This window comes from Nocardia sp. NPDC088792 (assembly GCF_044750615.1).
Lineage (GTDB): Bacteria > Actinomycetota > Actinomycetes > Mycobacteriales > Mycobacteriaceae > Nocardia.
This window is the reverse complement of the sequence record NZ_JBIVKC010000003.1, coordinates 494,185-511,980: the sequence shown is the minus strand read 5'-3', so window position 1 is coordinate 511,980 and position 17,796 is coordinate 494,185. Positions and strand designations below refer to the sequence as shown.

Genomic DNA, 17,796 nt, shown 5'->3' with positions numbered 1-17,796 from the left:
TGGCGGCGATCGGCTGTGGCCGTGGCGGCGATCGGCTGTGGCCCTGCACGAGGGGTGCAGGGCCACAGCCGGATTCACTTCGAGCCGGGCGGTATCACCGCAGGCCGGCGCTATCGCTTCGTGCCGGGCGGTTCAGCCCATGTTGATGATGTTCTCCGGCGCCGGCGTCGTGTACAGGGCGGCGATCTCGGCGCCGTACTTGCCGGCGATCGGGTTGCGCTTGAGCTTGAGCGTCGGGGTGAGTTCGTCACCGCCGGGCTCCCAGCCCTGATCCAGGATCACGAATCGCTTGATCTGTTCCACCCGCGACAGTTTCGTGTTCGCGACCGCGACCGCGGAGCGGATCTCCGCGACGATCTCCGGGCGCACCGACAGCGCCTTCAGGTCGGCGTCGGGGATGCCGAGCGTCTTGGCGCGCACCACCGCGGTGTCCGTATCGAGCACGATGAGCGCGGCGATGTAGGGCTTGGCGTCACCGATCGCCACCACCTGACCGACCAGTGAGGACTCGACCTTCACCGTGTTCTCGATATTGGTGGGAGACAGGTTCTTTCCCGCCTCGTTGATGATCAGTTCCTTCTTGCGGTCCACGATGGTGACGTACCCGTCGGCATCGATGGTGGCCACGTCGCCGGTGTGCAGCCAGCCGTCGGCGTCGATGGCCTCGGCGGTCTTCTCCGGCATCTTGCGGTAGCCGTGCGTGACGATCGGGCCGCGTACCAGCAGCTCACCGTCCTCGGCGAGGCGAAGTTCGGTGTCCTGCAAGGCGATTCCAACGGTTCCCGGCTTGGGGCGGGCCAGCGGCGTGTAGGTGCCGACGCCGCTGGTCTCCGACATGCCCCACACCTCGGTGACGGTGAAACCCAGACCCAGCAGGTATTCCAGGGTGTCGGGCGGGATGGCGGCCGCACCCGAGGCGGCCACCTTCAACTCGTCGAAACCCAGCGCGTGCCGCAACTTCGACAGCACCAGCGCGTCGGCCAGCTTGTGCTGCACATCCAGCAGCACGCCGCGGCCGTTGCCGGCCAGATCGGCGCGCGCGGCCTGCACACCCACGCCGAGCGCCCAGTGGGCAAGCGCCTTCTTCACCGGGCTGGGCTCGACGGCCAGCTTGGCATCGATACCGGCCTTGATCTTCTGCCATACCCGAGGCACGCCGAAGAACGCGGTCGGGCGGGCATCGGGCAGGGCAGCGGCGATCTCACGGGCATCCGGGACACAGGTCATCTGCACACCGGTGAACAGGTTGGCGCAGTGACCCGAAATCCGGTCGGCCACATGGGCGGCCGGCAGATACGACACCGACCGGTCATCGAGGCCGACGGTGAGTGGGCCCGCGACCAGGCCCACGATCTGAGCGACCACATTGCTGTGGGTGAGCTCGACCCCTTTGGACGGTCCGGTGGTGCCGGAGGTGTAGATGAGGGTGGCCACATCCCCGGGCTGCACCGCCCGCCACGCGGCCTCGAAATCGAAATCGGCGGCGGGCGCCGCCACCACCTCGGCGAGGGTGATCGTGCCCTCGGCCGACCCCTCCACCAGCACAATATGTTCCAGCTCGACACCCGCACCGCGCACCGCGTCGAGGAAGGCCGGTTCGGTGATAACGACCTTGTTCTCGGCATTGGTGAACAGATGCGCGATCTGCTCGGCCGAACTGGTGTTGTAGATCGAGAACGGCGTCGCCCCCACATGCAGCGCCGCCGTATCCACCAGATTGAACTCCGGCCGATTGGTGAGCATGAGCCCCACCGTGTCCCCGCGCCCCACCCCCAACCCCGCGAGCCCGGCCGCGATCCCGCGCACCTGCTCCCCGTACTCCCGCCACGTGATGGTCCTGGTACCCCCCACCGTCCGCAACGCCACCTGCCCGGGCCGCAACGTCAGCGTCTGCTGAAACGCCTCCGGAATCGTGTAAACCGTCTTGCCCGACTGGTGCGCATAGCCGATGTTCGTCGTCATAAGCCCTTTTCCCGATCGCCTCTCACTTCCCCCGCCACACACCACGCACCCATAACCCCAGCGCAAACCCCGCCGTCCACCAGAACGACCAACCCGACTCACACCGTGGGCACGCACCATGTGGCGCGGCTCACTCAGCGTAGCCAGAAAATCGCGAACGTGTCGCCCGCTACACCCTCCACACCGGCCCCGGCCCGTGTACCTGCGACCGCTGGCCCGCGATGCGGCGTTTGGACTCCATATACAAACGAGCGCGCTCACTGCGCGGCTTCGTGGGCAACGGAACCTCCTGCACGATCAGCCCGACATCCCGCAACGCCTGGACCTTGTCCGGATTGTTGGTCATCAACCGCACCGACCGGAAACCCAACTTCGACAACGCCGCAGCGGCATGCGTGTACGACCGGGAATCCACCGGATGCCCCAACATTCGATAGCTGTCGAAGGTGTCGGCCCCGGTCTGCTCACCGGTCCGCAACCCCATAGCCTTCACCACCAGCCCCGCCCCCCGCCCCTCCTGTTCCAGATAGATCAGCACCCCACACCCGCCCTCGTCCTGAATCATGTCCATTGCCATGTCGAGTTCGGGCCCGCAATCACAGTCATCGGACTGCAAGGTATCCCCGTAGAGGCACCGCGAATGGATACGTACCAGACACCCATCGGCAGGGGCCCCGAACACCAGCACATGCCCATCGCTCAATTCCATGACGCGCACACGCAACTCGCGCCCCTTACGAGACAACGAATGTGCAGTTGCCTGAAGCTCTTTCACGGCTGCTCCGCCCTGGCATGTGACCTCTGGCCATTATCGCCGCGTATACGGAGATGACACGGCCGCTTTCCTCATGCCTCCTCGACGGCCAGGTGGAGGACACTGTCGATCTCGTCCACTGTCGGCATCACCCCCGGGGATTCGATGTAGTTCTGTGTGGCGATCATCGAGGCTGTCGCCCAGCGCAGGTCCTCGATATCGGCTGCACGGCGCGACAGGACGAATCGGTAGGCCAGCGCAGCCGCGAATGCCGAGCGGGCGCCAGGGGAGTCCTTCAGCGAGGCAGCCTGCGCAGCAGAAATGGTGGTGTGCACCGAATCGGAGCGGACGGTGCACCGATAGTTCTCCAGCAGGCAGACAGTCCCGACTCGCAGGCCGCGCAGCCGCTGAGCGATCACGTCGGGATTCGTCAGCCCTTCGGAGTCGGGCAGCATCGTGCGCAATTCCCATGTCGTGCCGATGACGTAGTCGACCGCGTCGATCACTCCGAGCAGTCCCCGCAGTTGGTCGGCCGAATTCACCGGCGGCGACGGGTGCAGTATCACCTGCGGGCCCCGACCGCCGGTTCGCCGCACGGCTTTCACGGTCCGAAGCGTCTCCACGGTGACCTCGGCCGGCTGTTCGAAGGTCACGAGAACGACATCGGCTGTGGTGAGCGCCTGCTGACGCGCCGGGACCCGCAGGTCTGCTCCGTCCAGGCGCACGCGTTGCGCGATCGGAATGTAGGTCATGCTGCCGTCGTCGGCCACCGTGACATCGGTTTCGGGCGCGGACGCATTGGCCACGACCTTCACCAGGCCGGTGCCGACATTCTGCTCGCCGAGGAAATCGAGGATTCTGTAGCTGTCGGCATCGGATCCGACCACGGCGATCAATTGCACGTCCAGCCCAAGGTGGGCGGCACAGATAGCCCGATAGAAGCCTTTTCCACCGGGATGCCGCATGAGGTGACCCGTTTCGGCGGTTCCAGCACTGGGTAGTCGGCGCACCCGCAGAATCCGGTCGATCACGGCCTCGCCCACTACGACCACCGAACCGATGCCTCCAGGGCGGATATCACGCTGCGCCGCACTGATCTTCAACGGTGCAGTGCCCGAGGACGCTGCTATCAACAACGCTGCCAGCGCGGTAAAGGCTTCGTCCTCCGGTCGGGCACGCAATGATCGCGTAGTGGGGGCGCGCGGGATCCGTTCCGTGCCTGAGCTCTTGTGCAGCGCATGCCAGTGGGTGACCAGGAAATCCCGGCGGGCACCCAGGTTCGGAGCGTAGAGCAGGTGCGGGTCGATGCCGCGGACGGGACTCTTCCGTAGTAGTCCCAGCGCCAGTTCGGCGTCGGCGATGATACGAGGTGTGACCGGCAGACGCTCGACGAGCTCGCGGATGATTTCGACCGCGGCGTAACGAGGCTCGGTACCCGTTCGCGCGGATTCCTCTCGGACGATTCGCAGCGCCAGTAGTGCGTTCGCATCGATCGCGGACTCGGTGAGCCGGTCGGGCGTCAATCCCGACCATGTACACAATCGCCGCAGCAGGTCCCGCATGGCGAGCACCTCCGGACCGGACTCGGTGTCGGTCATTCCCTCGCACCTCCACCGTTGCGGAACGATCACCGGCGGTGCCGGTCAGACAAGTATTGCTGCTTCAGGTTATGTCAATTGACATATCAGACAGCGAAATTGGCATATCAATTTGACAAGAGTCAAACTGGCCTCAGCGCTTTGATTCGCATGATCTCCAGAAGTGCTGCTGCGAAACGAGATTCGACGATGACAATTGACATCGAGCGCACGGTCAGCGGTGGAACAGCGACGTCGCTCTACGCGTCACGCGTGCGGATGAACCGTCCGATCTGGAGTCGAATACGGGCTCGCAGCAAGCCCATCCGCTGCCAGGCCCACCGGCCGACGATCAACCCGATCGCGGTCGGCAGCACTCGATCCACTCCGTGCATCGCCTCACGGGTGAACATTTCGGTCACCGCGACGATGGCCACACTCGCCAGGGCGAGGACGGCAGCCGTCGACGCTCCGTACAGGACGCGGTATGCCCACCAGTGCTCGGGCAGGCGGTGACCGCGATGGTCACGCTTAGCCTGCAGATACAGCTCGACCGATTTGTTGGGAGGAAGAATGTGCAGCGGGACACGGTGTGTGCGAAGACCCGCAAGGGTCAACTGGCCGACTTTGTCGGGGTTATTCGTCAACAGGCGAATCGACTGCAGCCCCAATCCTTTCAGCGTATCGGCGGCATCGGCGTAGGACCGGTGGTCGGCGGGATAGCCGAGCCGTGCATAACTGGCGAAGGTATCCAGGTGTTCCTGCTGGCTCAGCCGGTACCCTCTCGCCTTACCCATCAGCCCTGCACCACGACCCTCCTGTTCGAGGTAGAGCAGGACCCCGCGCCCTTCAGCTTGGATCAGATCCAACGCCATCTCAAGTTCCGGGCCGCAGTCGCAGTCGTCGGACTGCAAGGCTTCCCCGTACAAGCACCGCGAATGCACTCGCACCAGACAGCCGTCGGAAACGTCACCGAAGATGAGGGCGTGGCCGGCGCCCACGCCGACCTCCTCCACCCGCACGCGTATCTGCCGACCACGCCGGGTAAACATGTGCGCCGTGTCGGTGTGTTCATCGTGGGGCACGGGAATCCCTGCTTGGAGCACGGGCACCGCTTCTGTCGTCACACAAGCCTCCGGGTCGGGACGGAGAAGAGCATCGCACCCCATCGGCCGCAGTGCACGACGGGCGGCGTCATGCTAACCCTCGCTACGGCGTTGCTGTGGCAAACCCACGCTGACTGTCGTCGTCCGCCGTCATTTCTCGCGGTGGTCGACCGTCACCTGCTCGATCAACTGCGCCGACGGCATCTTTTCCGGAATGCTCGTCGTCGCCGGCCGGCGAGCGGCGGTCCGCGTCAACGCCGCCATGGCTGCGGTTGCCCAGTCGAAATCGGCGGTGTCGGCGGCACGGTCACCGGTGACGAGCCGGTAGGTCAGTGCCGACGAGAACGCCGAGACCGCACCGGCGACGCTCGGGAGATTGGTCGCGTATCGGGTGACGTCCACCTGTGTCGCACCTTGCCGATGGACAGTGCATCGAGACTTCTCGACGACGCAAACGGCGCCGACACCCATGCCCAGCAGTGCATGTGCGACATCATCGCGCGGCAGGTCAGGACACAGCATCGCCAATTCGTCCGAGGAGCCGACGAGATAGTCGATCGCACTCAGGCATCGCAATACCCTGGCCGTCAGTTCACGGGACGGGCAGACATTCACGATCAGCCACGGACATTCGTCCGGCGGTGTCGATTTCTGCAGTCCGTCGAGCAGTTCGAGGACCTTCTCGATGACGGGATCGGTCTGTTCGAAGGTCAGCAGGACTGCCTTGGCATCGATGATCGCCTGTCGATTCGACGCAGCATCGAGGTCCCAGGGCATCAAATGCGTGCGGCCCTCTCTGGCAGCAATAGATGCGTACTCACCATCCCCGGGCGAGATGACGGTGGTGACTGGCGTGCTCGTGCCGGATTTGACTTTGATCAGGCTGGTGTCGACACGTTTCTCCTTCAGATAATCGAGAATCGTCTGCCCGTCGGCGTCCTCCCCGACGACCGTGAGCAGGCGCGCGTCCAGTCCCAGTTCTCTCAGGGCGACAGCCCGATTCAAGCCCTTGCCTCCGGGCCGACGAGCGGACTCGCCCCACATCGACGATCCGGGTGCCGGGAAATGATCGACCTTCAGAATCTGGTCCATCACGGCGTCGCCGATAATCGTGACCGTGTTTCGTTCGGCGGCATCGGGATCCGATTCGGAGATCAGCAGCACTGCCAGAGCGGTGAAGGCTCTGGTCTCCGGCCCCCCACGCACCGTCCGCAGGCTCGGAGGCCGCGAGATCTCTGTGGCACCCAGGATTTCGTGCAGCAGCCGCCAGTGCAGGGTGAGGTAGCGGCGCCGGTCGGTCAGCTCCCCCGAGTACAACTTCTCGAGGTCGATCCCCGGAGGCGGATCATCTCGGAGAAGCTCCAGGCACAGTTCGGCATCGACTATCAACTGATCGGTGGTCGTGAGCTTGCGCGCGACGTGCCGGATCGCCTCCCGGAGCGCCTTTTCCGGTGTGGTGCGGCCCAGGAATGCGTATCGGCGGACCACGCTGAGTTGCAGGATGACCGAGGCGTCGATCTCGGTGGTATCCATGCGGTCCGCACTGAGGCCGTAGCGCTTGCGGAGGCTCCGGAGCACACCACGCACGGCGACGACAGCCGGATCCGCTGCCGCCGTGGCAGGTTCGGCTCTGCGAGAGATGTCGTTCCGTGTCATTCATCCCAACGATACCGCAGTTACATGTTTATCGACCTGGTAAAACGTCAATCCCCTTGGCGGAAAGGCAAATGCCACTTCGGGTCGGCATTTGTCATACTGGGGGTGGCGATGTACCCCACACCCCATCTGAGGGTTTCGGGAGGTCCGGTGTTCGGAATGGTTCTCCTGGTTCGGCACCGTCGGCGGAGGCGACCGGCGGGCAACGAGACCGAGGCGGAGCAGGAAATCGCGGCCGCCGTCGACTAGGTGGACGGTCTTGTCCGCCTGGATATCCGACAACCCCAATCCGACTCCTCGCCATTCGCTCGGGCCGCGCATATCGCGCGCCGACCACGGCGGCACCGGCTGATCACGCTTCGAGATCAGCCGGTGTCAGGCATCCCCGGAGAACCCGCACACGATGCGATGGCGACACCCTCACCACAGGGAGACCGTCGTGATCTACGAGAGCACCCGATCCATCACCAGCAGCGTCGTCCAGGAATGGGCGCGGCGATTCTCCGCGCACGACGACGGCGCCACCTGGGAGCTGAGCTGGCGGCAGGAGCCGTTGCTCACCCGCGAACAAGCCAGGGCCGCAATGGAGCTCACCGAGTTGTGCAGCACCGGCGAGGAGCCCGGCGGGCGCGCCGCCGATCTCGCGGCGGAGCTCGGAACGACCGTGCAGCAGGTGATGACGGTGCTGCAGCGGCGCAGGAGAGAAAGGGGGACGGGGTCGTGACCACCTATGACGAGGATCAGCAGACTATCGGCGAACTCACCACGCGGCGGCACGGCTCGGAGGGGGCCGTGAAATACCAACCGATCGGCTTTCGATGAAAGAGCAATCCCCGTTCCGGGCGACCGCCCGGGCGGGAGCACAACGAGGCGAGGCGGCGGTCACCCCGGCGCTCGCCGGAACGGCTCAGGAGGACCCAGCGGTGACGATCCAGATCAGCACGCGGGCGATGACCAGTGACGTCAGTCCCGAATACGCGATTCGCGTGGCCGGGAAATCGGGGGCGTGGCGGTTGAGCTGGCTGCCGGAGCTCCGGCTGACAGGCGAACAGGCACGGGCCGGAATGGAATTGGACGAGATCCTCTCCGATCCGGACATGGTGTACGAGGAGACCGCGCACCTGCGCGCGGCCGTGCGGGCGCGACGACTGGGGATCCCGGTCGAGCACGCGGTGATCGTGCTCGTGCAGCGGATGAACGAACGCATGGAGCGGGCCGACGCGGTGGAGTGGGACGCGGAACCCGAACCGGCCGGGCCGCACCCGAGGACAGGCGGCCGGCAGGACTGGGTACCCGCCACCTCGGGCGCCCGGTCCCGTCACCGATGGGGGTGACAGCGCCCGCCGTGGCGCCCCCATCGGTGTAGGCGCAGTGGCAAACTCCGCGCCGCACAAAGGTCGGCACTGTACGACCGCGCGCACCGCACCACCCGTCGCCGCACCATCCGTCGCCGCATCGGTCAGCGCCGGCCGGATGTCCCGGAGGCGCCACGCCCGAGGTAGCGTGCGCCGATCACACGCTGGCACACCCCGTTTCGCGCATTCGATGCAACATCGCACGGAATGCGCCACCGCACAGGGAAGGCGGAGAACTACGCGCGGGCCTTGTGTTCCGCGCCCACCGCGTCGGACAGGCTCGCGTAGCCGTGCGCGCGCAGTTTGTCCGCGAGGCCGCGGTGGATGCGCCGCGCCCACCGCGGGCCGCCGTAGATGAAACCGGTGAAGCCCTGCAGGAGGGAGGCGCCCGCGAGGATGCGTTCCCAGGCCTGGTCGGCGGTTTCGATGCCGCCGACCGAGATGAGGACGAGTTGGTCGCCGACTCGGGCGTAGAGGCGGCGCAGGACCTCGAGGGAGCGGTCGGCGACCGGGGGGCCGGACAGGCCGCCGGCGCCGCAGTCTGCGACGTCGGACGCGGGGGTGGCGAGGCCGTCGCGGCGGATGGTGGTGTTGGTGGCCACGATTCCGGCCAGGCCGAGTTCGACGGCGAGGTCGGCGACGGCGTCGATGTCCTCGTCGGAGAGGTCGGGGGCGATCTTCACCAGCACGGGGACGGTCACCGCGTCGAGTACCGCCTGCAGGATGGGGCGCAGGGAGGTGACGGCCTGCAGGTCGCGCAGGCCGGGGGTGTTGGGGGAGCTGACGTTGACGACCATGAAATCAGCCAGCGGGCCCAGCAGTTTGGCGCTGATGGCGTAATCGCTTGCGGCGTCCTCGGGTTCGATGACCTTCGTCTTGCCGATATTGGCGCCGATCGGCACACCGCCGGGAAGGCGGTGTGCCAGATGATCGGCCGCCGCGGCCGCGCCGAAGTTGTTGAAGCCCATGCGATTGATGAGCGCCCGATCGGCGGGCAGGCGGAACAAGCGGGGCGCCGGATTGCCCGGCTGTGCCTGTGCGGTCACGGTGCCGATCTCGGCGTAGCCGAAACCGAGCGGACCCCAGGCGTCGGCGCCTTCGGCGTTCTTGTCGAAACCGGCGGCCAGGCCGAGCGGCGCGGGGAAATCCACGCCGAACACCCGGGTGCGCAGGATCGGATCGCCGGAGACCAGCAGGCTGCCGGTCAGCCGGCGACCCGGCGCGAACCGGGTGGCCAGTTTCATTGCACCGAATGCCAGATGATGGATGCGTTCCGGCGGGAGCAGGAACATCACCTTCAACAGCAGGGCGTACAAGCGCTCAGACATGCGGGTTACATCACCGCCTCGGGTGTCGGGGATAGCAGGGAACTCTTGCGGCGGCGCAGTAACACCCGACGCGAACCGTCGGTGTAGGCACGCACCCGCGACAGCTCCCAGCCACTGAATTCAGCGTGAATGGTCAATCGCATGGACGCGGTGACCCGATTGACGCCGGGAGGCAACCGGAGCGGCAAATACTCCCACTCGTCGCTGCTTTCCTCCCAGCCTTCCGGTAATTGGCGCGAACCGCGCCCAGATCGTGAGGCCTGCGCCATCACTGCCCTCTCTTCCGCTGGTCCGCAGGAATCCGCTGCAGACCGTCACCGGTCCCGGATCCCACGAACATGTCACCGGTGCGGCTGTCGATGGTCACCGTGTTCGGCTGGCGCACCGTCGGGTAGCGCCCTACCTCTACCGGTATACCCGTCGACAAGTCGTAGCCGACGACTTCGTTCCTGCCTGTCAGCGTCACCCACACGGTCTCGGACCGCTGATCGTAGGCGAGTGCGTAGGGCGAAGAGCCTACCGGGAAACGCTGGTGCAGGACCAAAGGATCGGCCGTGTAGACCAGCAGTTCGCCACCTTTGGTGTCGGTGACGAGGCGCCGGCCGAAGTGATCGCCGATCATGTGGGTGGCGCCGTCACCGGCGCGCAGGCTCAAACCGAGCTGGTGCGCGGGCAGATCGAGCTGGGTGATGGTGGTCTGGCGCTGGTCCAGCACCACCACCTGATTGTCGCTCGCGTCCACCGCATCCGCGGAGACCAGACCCGAAATCGTGTGCTGCACAGCGCCGTTGGCGTCCAGCAGCAGCACCTTGCCATCGGCCAGGCCTGCCACCAGCGTGCCGTCGGCGCGCAGGGCCGCCGACAGCACGTCACCGTCGACGCCGACCTCACTGGTCTTGCCGGAGGCGACGTCCACGCGGATCACCTTGCCGGGCACGGCAACCAGGACCTCACCGGGCTTGCCGAGGGCGAGGGAAGCGGGCTTGGCGGGCAGATTCACCGTGCGGGTGGCGCCATCGGCGCTCAGCCGCAGCGCATTCGCGCCGTCGGTGACCTCGACCAGGGTGCCGGTCGCCGGTTCCGAGAGCAGCTGGGTGATCGCGGCGCTGGGGGTCACCGACCCGGCGGGGGTGACGGTGACCGCGGGCGCCGCGGCCGCGGGCACCCGGTCGATGGTCGGATGATCACTGTCACCACCGTTGGACGAACATCCGGCGAGCAAGCCCACCACTGCCGCGCCCGCGAGGGCCGACCGGATCCAGCCGCGACGGCGCATGCAGCGAACTCCTTAACTGACCGAACTGACCGACGTAATCATGCGTGCTCCCTAATCTGACCATGGTCCACGACCACGCCCGGTGGAGGGGGTGCCCGGTTCGGCGCGCCGTCACACTTCGGACTCCGGTCGCATGACGTGACATGGGGGTTCGATGCCGTTGTCGGTGCCTGCGGTTACCGTGGAACGTAATAGTGGGAAGTGTCAGGGAGTTTCTGGTGATGAGCGACCACACCTCGGGCTTCGCCGTCGAAGACGTGACCGTGGGCCGGTACGCGCACGGTTTCGGGGTCACCGCGGACGGACGATCCTTCGCATTCCGCACCAATCGGGCCACCCTCACGCTGGAGATCTATCGGGTCGATCTGGACACCGCGGTGCCCGCACCCGAAGACGTGCAGGCCATCGCCGTCGCCCGCGTCACCGATATCGACCTGGACGACGAACGCAGCATCGTGGCCCTGGTCCGCGACCTGATCCCGCAGGCCATCCCGGTGCCCGCGGCCCGGCCGCGTGAGACCACCACCGTGCGCGCCCTGCTCGGCCGGCTGGCCGCGGTCCTCGACGGCATCTGAACCGGCCCGACCCGCGCGCCGGGCCACAACGGCGGGGCCGATGAGGTGCGAATCACCGTCGCGGCGTGCGCGTGACAAACTAACGGCACACAACCGCAGTTCGAGCACCCGAGGAATCGATGCGACTTCGACGAACGGCCGCCGCCGCCCTGACTCTCGCCGTGATCGGCGCCGCCGTGACCGCGTGCAGCAGCGACGACAGCGAGGCCTCGGTGGCCGCGGCCCGCTCCTCGGCGTACGCCGCCTTGAGCTCGTCCTCGGCGGTGGCCGCCACCAGCGCCGCGAACCGGCCGATTCCCACCGCGCAGCAGCTCGACGCGCAGATCAAGGCCGCGCTCGATCCCAACCTGCCCGACAGTGACCGCACCGACCTCATCCAGGACGGGGCAGCGTTCAAGGACGCCATTCCGGACATGTACAAGGCGCTGCAGGACCATCCGCGGGCGGTGTACGGCGTGAAGGACCCCGTTTTCGACAATCACGACGGCACCCTCACCGCCACGCTGAGCCTGGACAAGGACGGCTCCGGCACCGATGTGCGCACCACGGTCGTGCACTTCGTCTACCTCGACAACCGGTGGAAGATCTCCAAGAACGATCTCTGCGGCATTCTGCGCTCGGCCGATTACAAGACCACGGCCTGCGGGTAATGGCCGAGGCCGGATCCCTACGGTGGGGGCGTCTGATCCACCGCTACCGGTTCGTGGTGTTCGCGATCTTCGTGCTCGCTGTGCTGGGATCCGGACTGTACGGCCGTGACCTGGGTAGACACCTCACGCAAGAGGGCTGGTTCGACGATTCCAGCGAATCGGTGGCCGCCTCGAAACTCGCCGATTCCACCTTCGGCCGCGACACCGACGGCGATCTCATCGCCCTCTACACCGCCCCTCGCGGGCACACCCTCGACGAGGAACCGATCCGCGATGCCGTTGCGGGGGAACTGAATCGGCTGCTCGCCGAGCATCCCGACCGGATCCTCAAGATCGACTCGTACTGGGACGGCGCCATGATGAGCCGCTTCGCTGACGACTCGCGCACCCACGCCTTCGCCGCTATCGGATTGCGCGGCGACGGCGGCACCGCCACCGTCGACAACTACCTGGCCATCAAGAGCGAATTCCAGGCCGGGACACCGGGTTCCGGACCCGGCGGCACCACCGTGCAGCTGGCGGGCATGCAACCGGTGGTGGAGGGCATCAACACCGGCATGCAGAACGACATCCACCGCGCGGAGCTGATCGCACTGCCGCTGGTGGCGATCCTGCTGTACTTCGTGTTCGGCGGGGTGATCGCCGCACTGCTGCCGGTGCTCATCGGCGGCATGACGATCCTGGGCAGTCAGGGCATCATGCGGCTGCTCACCGGCTACATCCACGTCAACGTGTTCGCTTCCGCGGTGGTCACTTTGGTGAGCCTGGGCCTGGCCATCGACTACGGGCTGTTCGCGGTCACCCGCTTCCGCGAGGAACTGGCGGCCGGGCGCAGCGTGGAGGAAGCCACCGCGCGCACGGTCGCCACGGCGGGTCGCACGGTGTTGTTCTCGGCGGCCATCATCGCGGTGAGCCTGGGCGCGTTGTTCATCTTCCCCAACGGGGTGTTGCGGTCGGTGCCGCTGGGGGGCATCTCCTCGGTGGTGCTCGCCTCGGTGTTGTCGGTGACGGCGCTACCGGCGGCGCTGTCCATCGTGGGGCGGCGCATCGATCTGTGGGGCTGGCATCGGCTGGCGAGCATCCGTACCGCCGAGCAGATCGACGCCGGATTCTTCTCGCGGCTGGCACAATTCGCCATGCGCCGGCCGTGGCTGGTGATCGTGCCGATCGTGCTGGGATTGCTGGTGCTGATCCTGCCCATGCGCAGTATCGAATTCGGCGGGCTCAGCGAACGGTATCTGTCCGCGTCCAATCCGGCGCGCGTCGCCCAGCAGGACTTCGATCGGATGTTCCCACAGTTCCGTACCGACCCGCTGAAACTGGTTGTGGTGGGCGGAAATCAGCAGCAGCTCTCCGATATCCGGTACGAGGCCAATCAGCGGACCGCCGCCGAAACGACCGGGCCGTTCGATCCGGCCGCGCCGACCAAGGATGCGGTCACGGTGCTGGCCAGCGGGCTGAAGGACAAGCAGGACGCGGATTCGGTGATCGCGACACTGCGCGGTATCCACGCGCCGCCAGGGGTGAAGGTGATGGTCGGCGGGGTGCCCGCACTGGAACGCGACAGCATCCAGAGCCTGATCCACGGACTGCCACTGCTGGCGTTGATCCTGGTCGTGGCGGCGATCGCGTTGATGTACGCGGCGTTCCGGTCGCTGGTGCTGGCGCTCAAGGCGGTGGTCATGAGCGCGCTGAGCTTGGGCTCGACGCTCGGCATCTTGACGTGGGTGTTCGTGGAGGGGCACGGGTCGGGGCTGTTCGATTTCACGGCCGGGCCGCTCATGTTCGCGGTGCTGGTGCTGATCGTGACCGTGCTATTCGGGCTGTCCACCGATTACGAGGTGTTCCTGCAGTCGCGCATGGCCGAGGCGCGCGCCGCGGGAGCGGCGCCGGCGGAGGCGATCCGCTACGGCATCGCCCACACCGGCGGTGTGATCACTTCGGCGGCAGCGATTCTCATCGTGGTGACCGGCGCGTTCGGTTTCTCGGATCTGGTGCTGATGAAGTACATCGCCTACGGCATGATCGCGGCATTGGTCCTGGACGCCACCGTGATTCGCATGCTGCTGACGCCGGCGGTACTGAAGCTGGTCTGGCGCTGAAGCGCGGGTAAGTGCCGGGATGATCGCGGGCGCGCTCACTCACCGCCGCGCACGGGCAGCACCAGCTGCGCACCGGTGACCGGGTGATCGAACACGTCGACCGGATGCTTGTAGACGCGGGTCAGCAGTTCGGTGGTGAGCACCTCGCGCGGCGGGCCGTCGGCCGCGATGCGGCCCGACTCCAGGACCGCGACCCGATCGGCGTAGGCGGCGGCGACACCGAGGTCGTGCAGCACGACGACCACGGCCGCACCCGCGGCGGCTCGCGCGCGGGCCAATTGCAGGACCTGTTCCTGGTGGCCGAGGTCGAGTGCGGCGGTGGGTTCGTCCAGCAGCAGGGTCGCGGTGTCCTGGGCGAGGACGCGGGCCAGGGCGACGCGGGCGCGTTCACCGCCGGACAGGGCCGGGAAGTGGCGTCCGGCAAGGTGTTCCACATCGGTGGCGGCCAGTGCGGCGGCGATGCGGGCCTCGTCGTCGTCCTGGCGGTCGGTGCGGGCCCACGGGGCGCGGCCCATGGCCACGACTTCGCGTGCGGTGAAGGGGAATCCGACGGTGTGGTTCTGTGGCAGCACGGCCCGGCGGCGGGCCTGGTCGACCGGTGCCCACTCGGCCAGGGACCGCCCGTCGAGTTCTACGGTGCCGGCACCGGGTTCGAGTTCGCCTGCGAGGGCGGCGAGCAGGGTGGATTTGCCCGCGCCATTGGGGCCGACGAGGGCCACGATGCGCCCGGCGACGACATCGAAGTCGACGCCGTCGAGGACGCGCCGCCCGGCACCGCGTTCGAGCCCGACCCCGCGTGCCCGCAAGGTGACCGCGCCCGGTTCCGGGGTGGCGGGCAGCTCGTGGCGGCGGGTGAACGCCGACAGTCCGCGCAGCATGGTGCTCATGCCCAGCCTCCCGACCGGGCGCGGGTGCGCCGCAGCAGCCAGAAGAAGAACGGCCCGCCGACCAGCGAGGTCAGCATGCCCAGCGGCAGGTCGGCATTGTGCACCAGGGCGCGCGCGCCGATATCGGCGGCCAGCAGCACCACCGCGCCGACAATGGCGCTGAGCGGGATCAGCACCCGATGCGCGGGCCCGACCATCATGCGCACCAGGTGCGGCACGATCAGCCCGACGAACAATACGATCCCGGTGAACGCCACACCCGCGGTGGCCAGCACGGCGACCACGACGATCACATTGCGCCGCAACCGTTCCACGTCCACGCCCAGATGCCGGGCCGCGGATTCCCCCAGCGCCAGCAGATCCAGTTTGGGCGCCATGAATATCGCCGCCACCACCCCGATGAACGTCAGCGGCGCAACCACATACACCGACTGCCAGGTAGCCCCGTTCAGACTGCCCAACTGCCAGAACACGATCTGATCCCGCGCCGCCGGTGAGGCGGTGAACAGCAGGAACGACATGAGCCCGCCCGCGAACGCATTGATGGCCACACCGGTCAGCACCAGCGTCACCACCTCGGTGCGCCCACCCGAGCGCGCCAGCAGATACACCAGCAGCGTCGTGCCGAGCCCGGCCACGAACGCCCCCGCCGCGACCGACCAGGCCGCCACGAACGCACCCCCGACCACGATCACGGCCCCCGCACCGACCGCCGCACCCGCCGAGACACCGATAACCCCGGGCTCGGCAAGCGGATTGGCGAACACGCCCTGCAACAGTGCACCCGCTGTCGCCAGCGCCGCACCCACCAGAATCGCGAGCACGACCCGCGGGAAACGCACTTCCCACAACGTCACATAGCCGGCCGGGTGATGAGGCATGGGCCCCCAGTCCAACCCGATCCGATGGAAGAACGCCCCCGCGACTTCACCCGGCGTGGTCGGCACCTGCCCGACCGCCGCCGAGATCAGTGCCAGCACAATCAGTCCGGCGAGGGCGGCGGCGAAGAACACCGCGGTCCGCGACCACCGCCGCCCGCCGCCGATCTCACCCGAGGCCGCCGCGACCGACGATGCACGCTCGCCCGCGACCGACGATGTGTGGTCGCCCGCGACCGACGATGTGTGGTCGCCCGCAACCGACAATGTGTGGTCGCCCGCGACCGAGGACGCGCTGTCGCCCGGGACGCTACGCGGTTGTTCACTGCTACCGGCAGCCGTGGATTGCACGTCGTGCGAGTTGGCATGCGCCGCAGTGCCATCCGGGGCCGTGGCAGCGGGTTCGGTGCGCTGCGCGGTGGTGTCCGGGCCCGCGGCTCCGGGGCGGGTTCGCTGCGTGGCGACCTGCCCCGCTGCGGGCACCTGGTCGACGCGCGCTTCCCGCCCCGCCGCCGATGAATCGGGGGCAGCGGCAATCGGATTCGAGGGTAGATCCGAGTCCTGGTCTGGCGGTGCGGGGTGCTGCTGATCCGAGCCGGGGTGGGTGGGGCTCATGCGGTGTGGTCGCCGTAGACGGCCTTGGCGAGGGCGCCGACGACGCGGCCGGTGTTGGGGCCGAAGCTGAGCACGACATTGTCGGCCATGTCGACGACGCGCTTGTTCTTACCGGCCGGGGTCTGGGCGATACCGGGGATCTTGGTCAGCCCGTCCACGCCCCCGACCGAGGCCAGACCGTCGGTCATGACGAGGATGACGTCGGGGGCGGCGGCGATGAGGGCTTCACTGGTGATGGGGACGAACGGTTCGTTGATACCCGAGGCGGTGCCCGCGTCGACGCCACCGATGGCCCCGATCAGCGCGTCCGCGCCCGAGCCCTTACCGGCGATCATGGTGATGGCGGTGGAGCGCAGGTAGAGGAACGCGATGCGCAGCGGCTTGTCCTGCTTTGGCACCGAGGCGGTGGCGGCGGAGATCTCGTCGCGGGTGCGCTGGGCCAGTTTCTGTCCGGCCTCGGGCACGCCGAGCGCGGCCGCGACGGCCTGGATCTGCGGGCCGACACCGTCCATCGTGCGATTCGGATCCATGTAGACCACGGTGATGCCCAGCGCCTCGAGCTGATCACGCATGACCGGGGTGGCGCTGGTGGTATCGGTGAGGAACACCGAGGGCCGCAGCGCCGCAATGGCTTCCACGCTCAGCTGGCCGGATCCGGAGCTGACGACGGGCAGGCCGCTGACGGTCGACGGCGCATTCGTGGAGCGGCCCACCAGTTTCGAGCCCATGCCGAGCGCGATGACGGTCTGCACGAGCGTCCCGTCCCGGTCGGCCGCGATGATGCGGCTCGCGTCGGTGACGGTGACATCGCTGCCGTCGTAGTTCTTCACCGTGACCGGCAGCACCGGGGTCGGATCCGGTCCGATGGGCACCGGGTTGGGGTCGCCGATGGACGCGGTCGCGGGCCCCTGCTGACCGGGCGCGCTCGAGGTGGTGGTGCCGCACGCGGTGGTGCCGGCGACCAGCGCGATTCCCAGCAGGACGAGCAGGGCGCGGAACAGCACGGCCGATCGGGCACTCACGGAACACCTCATGCAGGTAAGGCTAGCCTCCGGCCTGTCGACCGGAGCAAGCG

At 67.4% G+C, this 17,796-nt stretch carries 16 protein-coding genes; 5 read left to right on the top strand and 11 right to left on the bottom strand.

Annotated elements, in window-relative coordinates; genetic code table 11:
* Nucleotides 1-132: 132 nt before the first annotated feature.
* From ACIP5Y_RS19980 to ACIP5Y_RS19960, 5 genes are all read right to left on the bottom strand, one after another.
* Nucleotides 133-1,962 (bottom strand): AMP-dependent synthetase/ligase, encoded by a 1,830-nt coding sequence (locus ACIP5Y_RS19980; RefSeq protein WP_400351738.1) that lies wholly within the window; start codon nucleotides 1,960-1,962, stop codon nucleotides 133-135.
* A gap of 169 nt (nucleotides 1,963-2,131) precedes the next feature.
* The gene (locus tag ACIP5Y_RS19975; protein WP_400353817.1) at nucleotides 2,132-2,680 is read right to left on the bottom strand and encodes a GTP cyclohydrolase II; all 549 of its coding nucleotides are present in this window, start codon (nucleotides 2,678-2,680) and stop codon (nucleotides 2,132-2,134) included.
* A 128-nt stretch (nucleotides 2,681-2,808) separates the two neighbouring features.
* The gene (locus tag ACIP5Y_RS19970) at nucleotides 2,809-4,314 is read right to left on the bottom strand and encodes a carbohydrate kinase family protein (protein WP_400351737.1); all 1,506 of its coding nucleotides are present in this window, start codon (nucleotides 4,312-4,314) and stop codon (nucleotides 2,809-2,811) included.
* A 239-nt stretch (nucleotides 4,315-4,553) separates the two neighbouring features.
* Nucleotides 4,554-5,420, bottom strand: coding sequence for a GTP cyclohydrolase II (locus ACIP5Y_RS19965; protein ID WP_400351736.1), 867 nt, complete (start codon nucleotides 5,418-5,420; stop codon nucleotides 4,554-4,556).
* Between the two features lie 129 nt (nucleotides 5,421-5,549).
* On the bottom strand, nucleotides 5,550-6,932 hold the full coding sequence (locus ACIP5Y_RS19960) for a carbohydrate kinase family protein (protein WP_400351735.1): 1,383 nt from the start codon (nucleotides 6,930-6,932) through the stop codon (nucleotides 5,550-5,552).
* A 562-nt stretch (nucleotides 6,933-7,494) separates the two neighbouring features.
* Between ACIP5Y_RS19960 and ACIP5Y_RS19955 the strand changes: the two genes are divergently transcribed.
* Both ACIP5Y_RS19955 and ACIP5Y_RS19950 read left to right on the top strand, forming a co-directional pair.
* Nucleotides 7,495-7,779: a hypothetical protein gene (locus ACIP5Y_RS19955; RefSeq protein WP_400351734.1), complete on the top strand. Its 285-nt coding sequence runs from the start codon at nucleotides 7,495-7,497 to the stop codon at nucleotides 7,777-7,779.
* 94 nt (nucleotides 7,780-7,873) lie between these two features.
* Nucleotides 7,874-8,389, top strand: coding sequence for a hypothetical protein (locus ACIP5Y_RS19950; protein ID WP_400351733.1), 516 nt, complete (start codon nucleotides 7,874-7,876; stop codon nucleotides 8,387-8,389).
* Nucleotides 8,390-8,646: 257 nt separating this feature from the next.
* Here ACIP5Y_RS19950 and ACIP5Y_RS19945 read toward each other — a convergent pair whose 3' ends face one another.
* The 3 genes from ACIP5Y_RS19945 to ACIP5Y_RS19935 are packed head-to-tail and all read right to left on the bottom strand — an operon-like array spanning nucleotide 8,647 to nucleotide 11,014.
* Nucleotides 8,647-9,726 (bottom strand): quinone-dependent dihydroorotate dehydrogenase, encoded by a 1,080-nt coding sequence (locus ACIP5Y_RS19945; protein WP_400353816.1) that lies wholly within the window; start codon nucleotides 9,724-9,726, stop codon nucleotides 8,647-8,649.
* Nucleotides 9,727-9,743: 17 nt separating this feature from the next.
* Nucleotides 9,744-10,007 (bottom strand): DUF5703 family protein, encoded by a 264-nt coding sequence (locus ACIP5Y_RS19940; RefSeq protein ID WP_400353814.1) that lies wholly within the window; start codon nucleotides 10,005-10,007, stop codon nucleotides 9,744-9,746.
* Nucleotides 10,007-11,014, bottom strand: a complete 1,008-nt coding sequence (locus ACIP5Y_RS19935) for a YncE family protein (RefSeq protein WP_400351732.1) — start codon at nucleotides 11,012-11,014, stop codon at nucleotides 10,007-10,009. The genes ACIP5Y_RS19940 and ACIP5Y_RS19935 overlap by 1 nt, the downstream gene beginning before the upstream one ends.
* Nucleotides 11,015-11,235: 221 nt before the next feature.
* Between ACIP5Y_RS19935 and ACIP5Y_RS19930 the strand changes: the two genes are divergently transcribed.
* The 3 genes from ACIP5Y_RS19930 (at nucleotide 11,236) to ACIP5Y_RS19920 (ending at nucleotide 14,341) form a co-directional block, all read left to right on the top strand.
* The gene (locus tag ACIP5Y_RS19930; protein ID WP_400351731.1) at nucleotides 11,236-11,589 is read left to right on the top strand and encodes a hypothetical protein; all 354 of its coding nucleotides are present in this window, start codon (nucleotides 11,236-11,238) and stop codon (nucleotides 11,587-11,589) included.
* 119 nt (nucleotides 11,590-11,708) lie between these two features.
* A complete protein-coding gene (locus ACIP5Y_RS19925; RefSeq protein WP_400351730.1) occupies nucleotides 11,709-12,239 on the top strand; it encodes a hypothetical protein in 531 nt (176 codons plus the stop codon).
* Nucleotides 12,239-14,341 carry an MMPL family transporter gene (locus tag ACIP5Y_RS19920; RefSeq protein WP_400351729.1) on the top strand — a complete coding sequence of 701 codons (2,103 nt, stop codon included), beginning with the start codon at nucleotides 12,239-12,241 and terminating at the stop codon, nucleotides 14,339-14,341. Before ACIP5Y_RS19925 ends, ACIP5Y_RS19920 begins: the two co-directional genes overlap by 1 nt.
* Nucleotides 14,342-14,376: 35 nt before the next feature.
* Here ACIP5Y_RS19920 and ACIP5Y_RS19915 read toward each other — a convergent pair whose 3' ends face one another.
* The 3 genes from ACIP5Y_RS19915 to ACIP5Y_RS19905 all read right to left on the bottom strand — a co-directional run bounded on the left by ACIP5Y_RS19915 (nucleotide 14,377) and on the right by ACIP5Y_RS19905 (nucleotide 17,755).
* Nucleotides 14,377-15,228 (bottom strand): heme ABC transporter ATP-binding protein, encoded by an 852-nt coding sequence (locus tag ACIP5Y_RS19915; RefSeq protein WP_400351728.1) that lies wholly within the window; start codon nucleotides 15,226-15,228, stop codon nucleotides 14,377-14,379.
* Nucleotides 15,225-16,241 carry a FecCD family ABC transporter permease gene (locus ACIP5Y_RS19910; RefSeq protein WP_400353812.1) on the bottom strand — a complete coding sequence of 339 codons (1,017 nt, stop codon included), beginning with the start codon at nucleotides 16,239-16,241 and terminating at the stop codon, nucleotides 15,225-15,227. Before ACIP5Y_RS19910 ends, ACIP5Y_RS19915 begins: the two co-directional genes overlap by 4 nt.
* Before the next feature lie 476 nt (nucleotides 16,242-16,717).
* Nucleotides 16,718-17,755, bottom strand: coding sequence for a hemin ABC transporter substrate-binding protein (locus ACIP5Y_RS19905; RefSeq protein WP_400351727.1), 1,038 nt, complete (start codon nucleotides 17,753-17,755; stop codon nucleotides 16,718-16,720).
* Nucleotides 17,756-17,796: the final 41 nt, after the last annotated feature.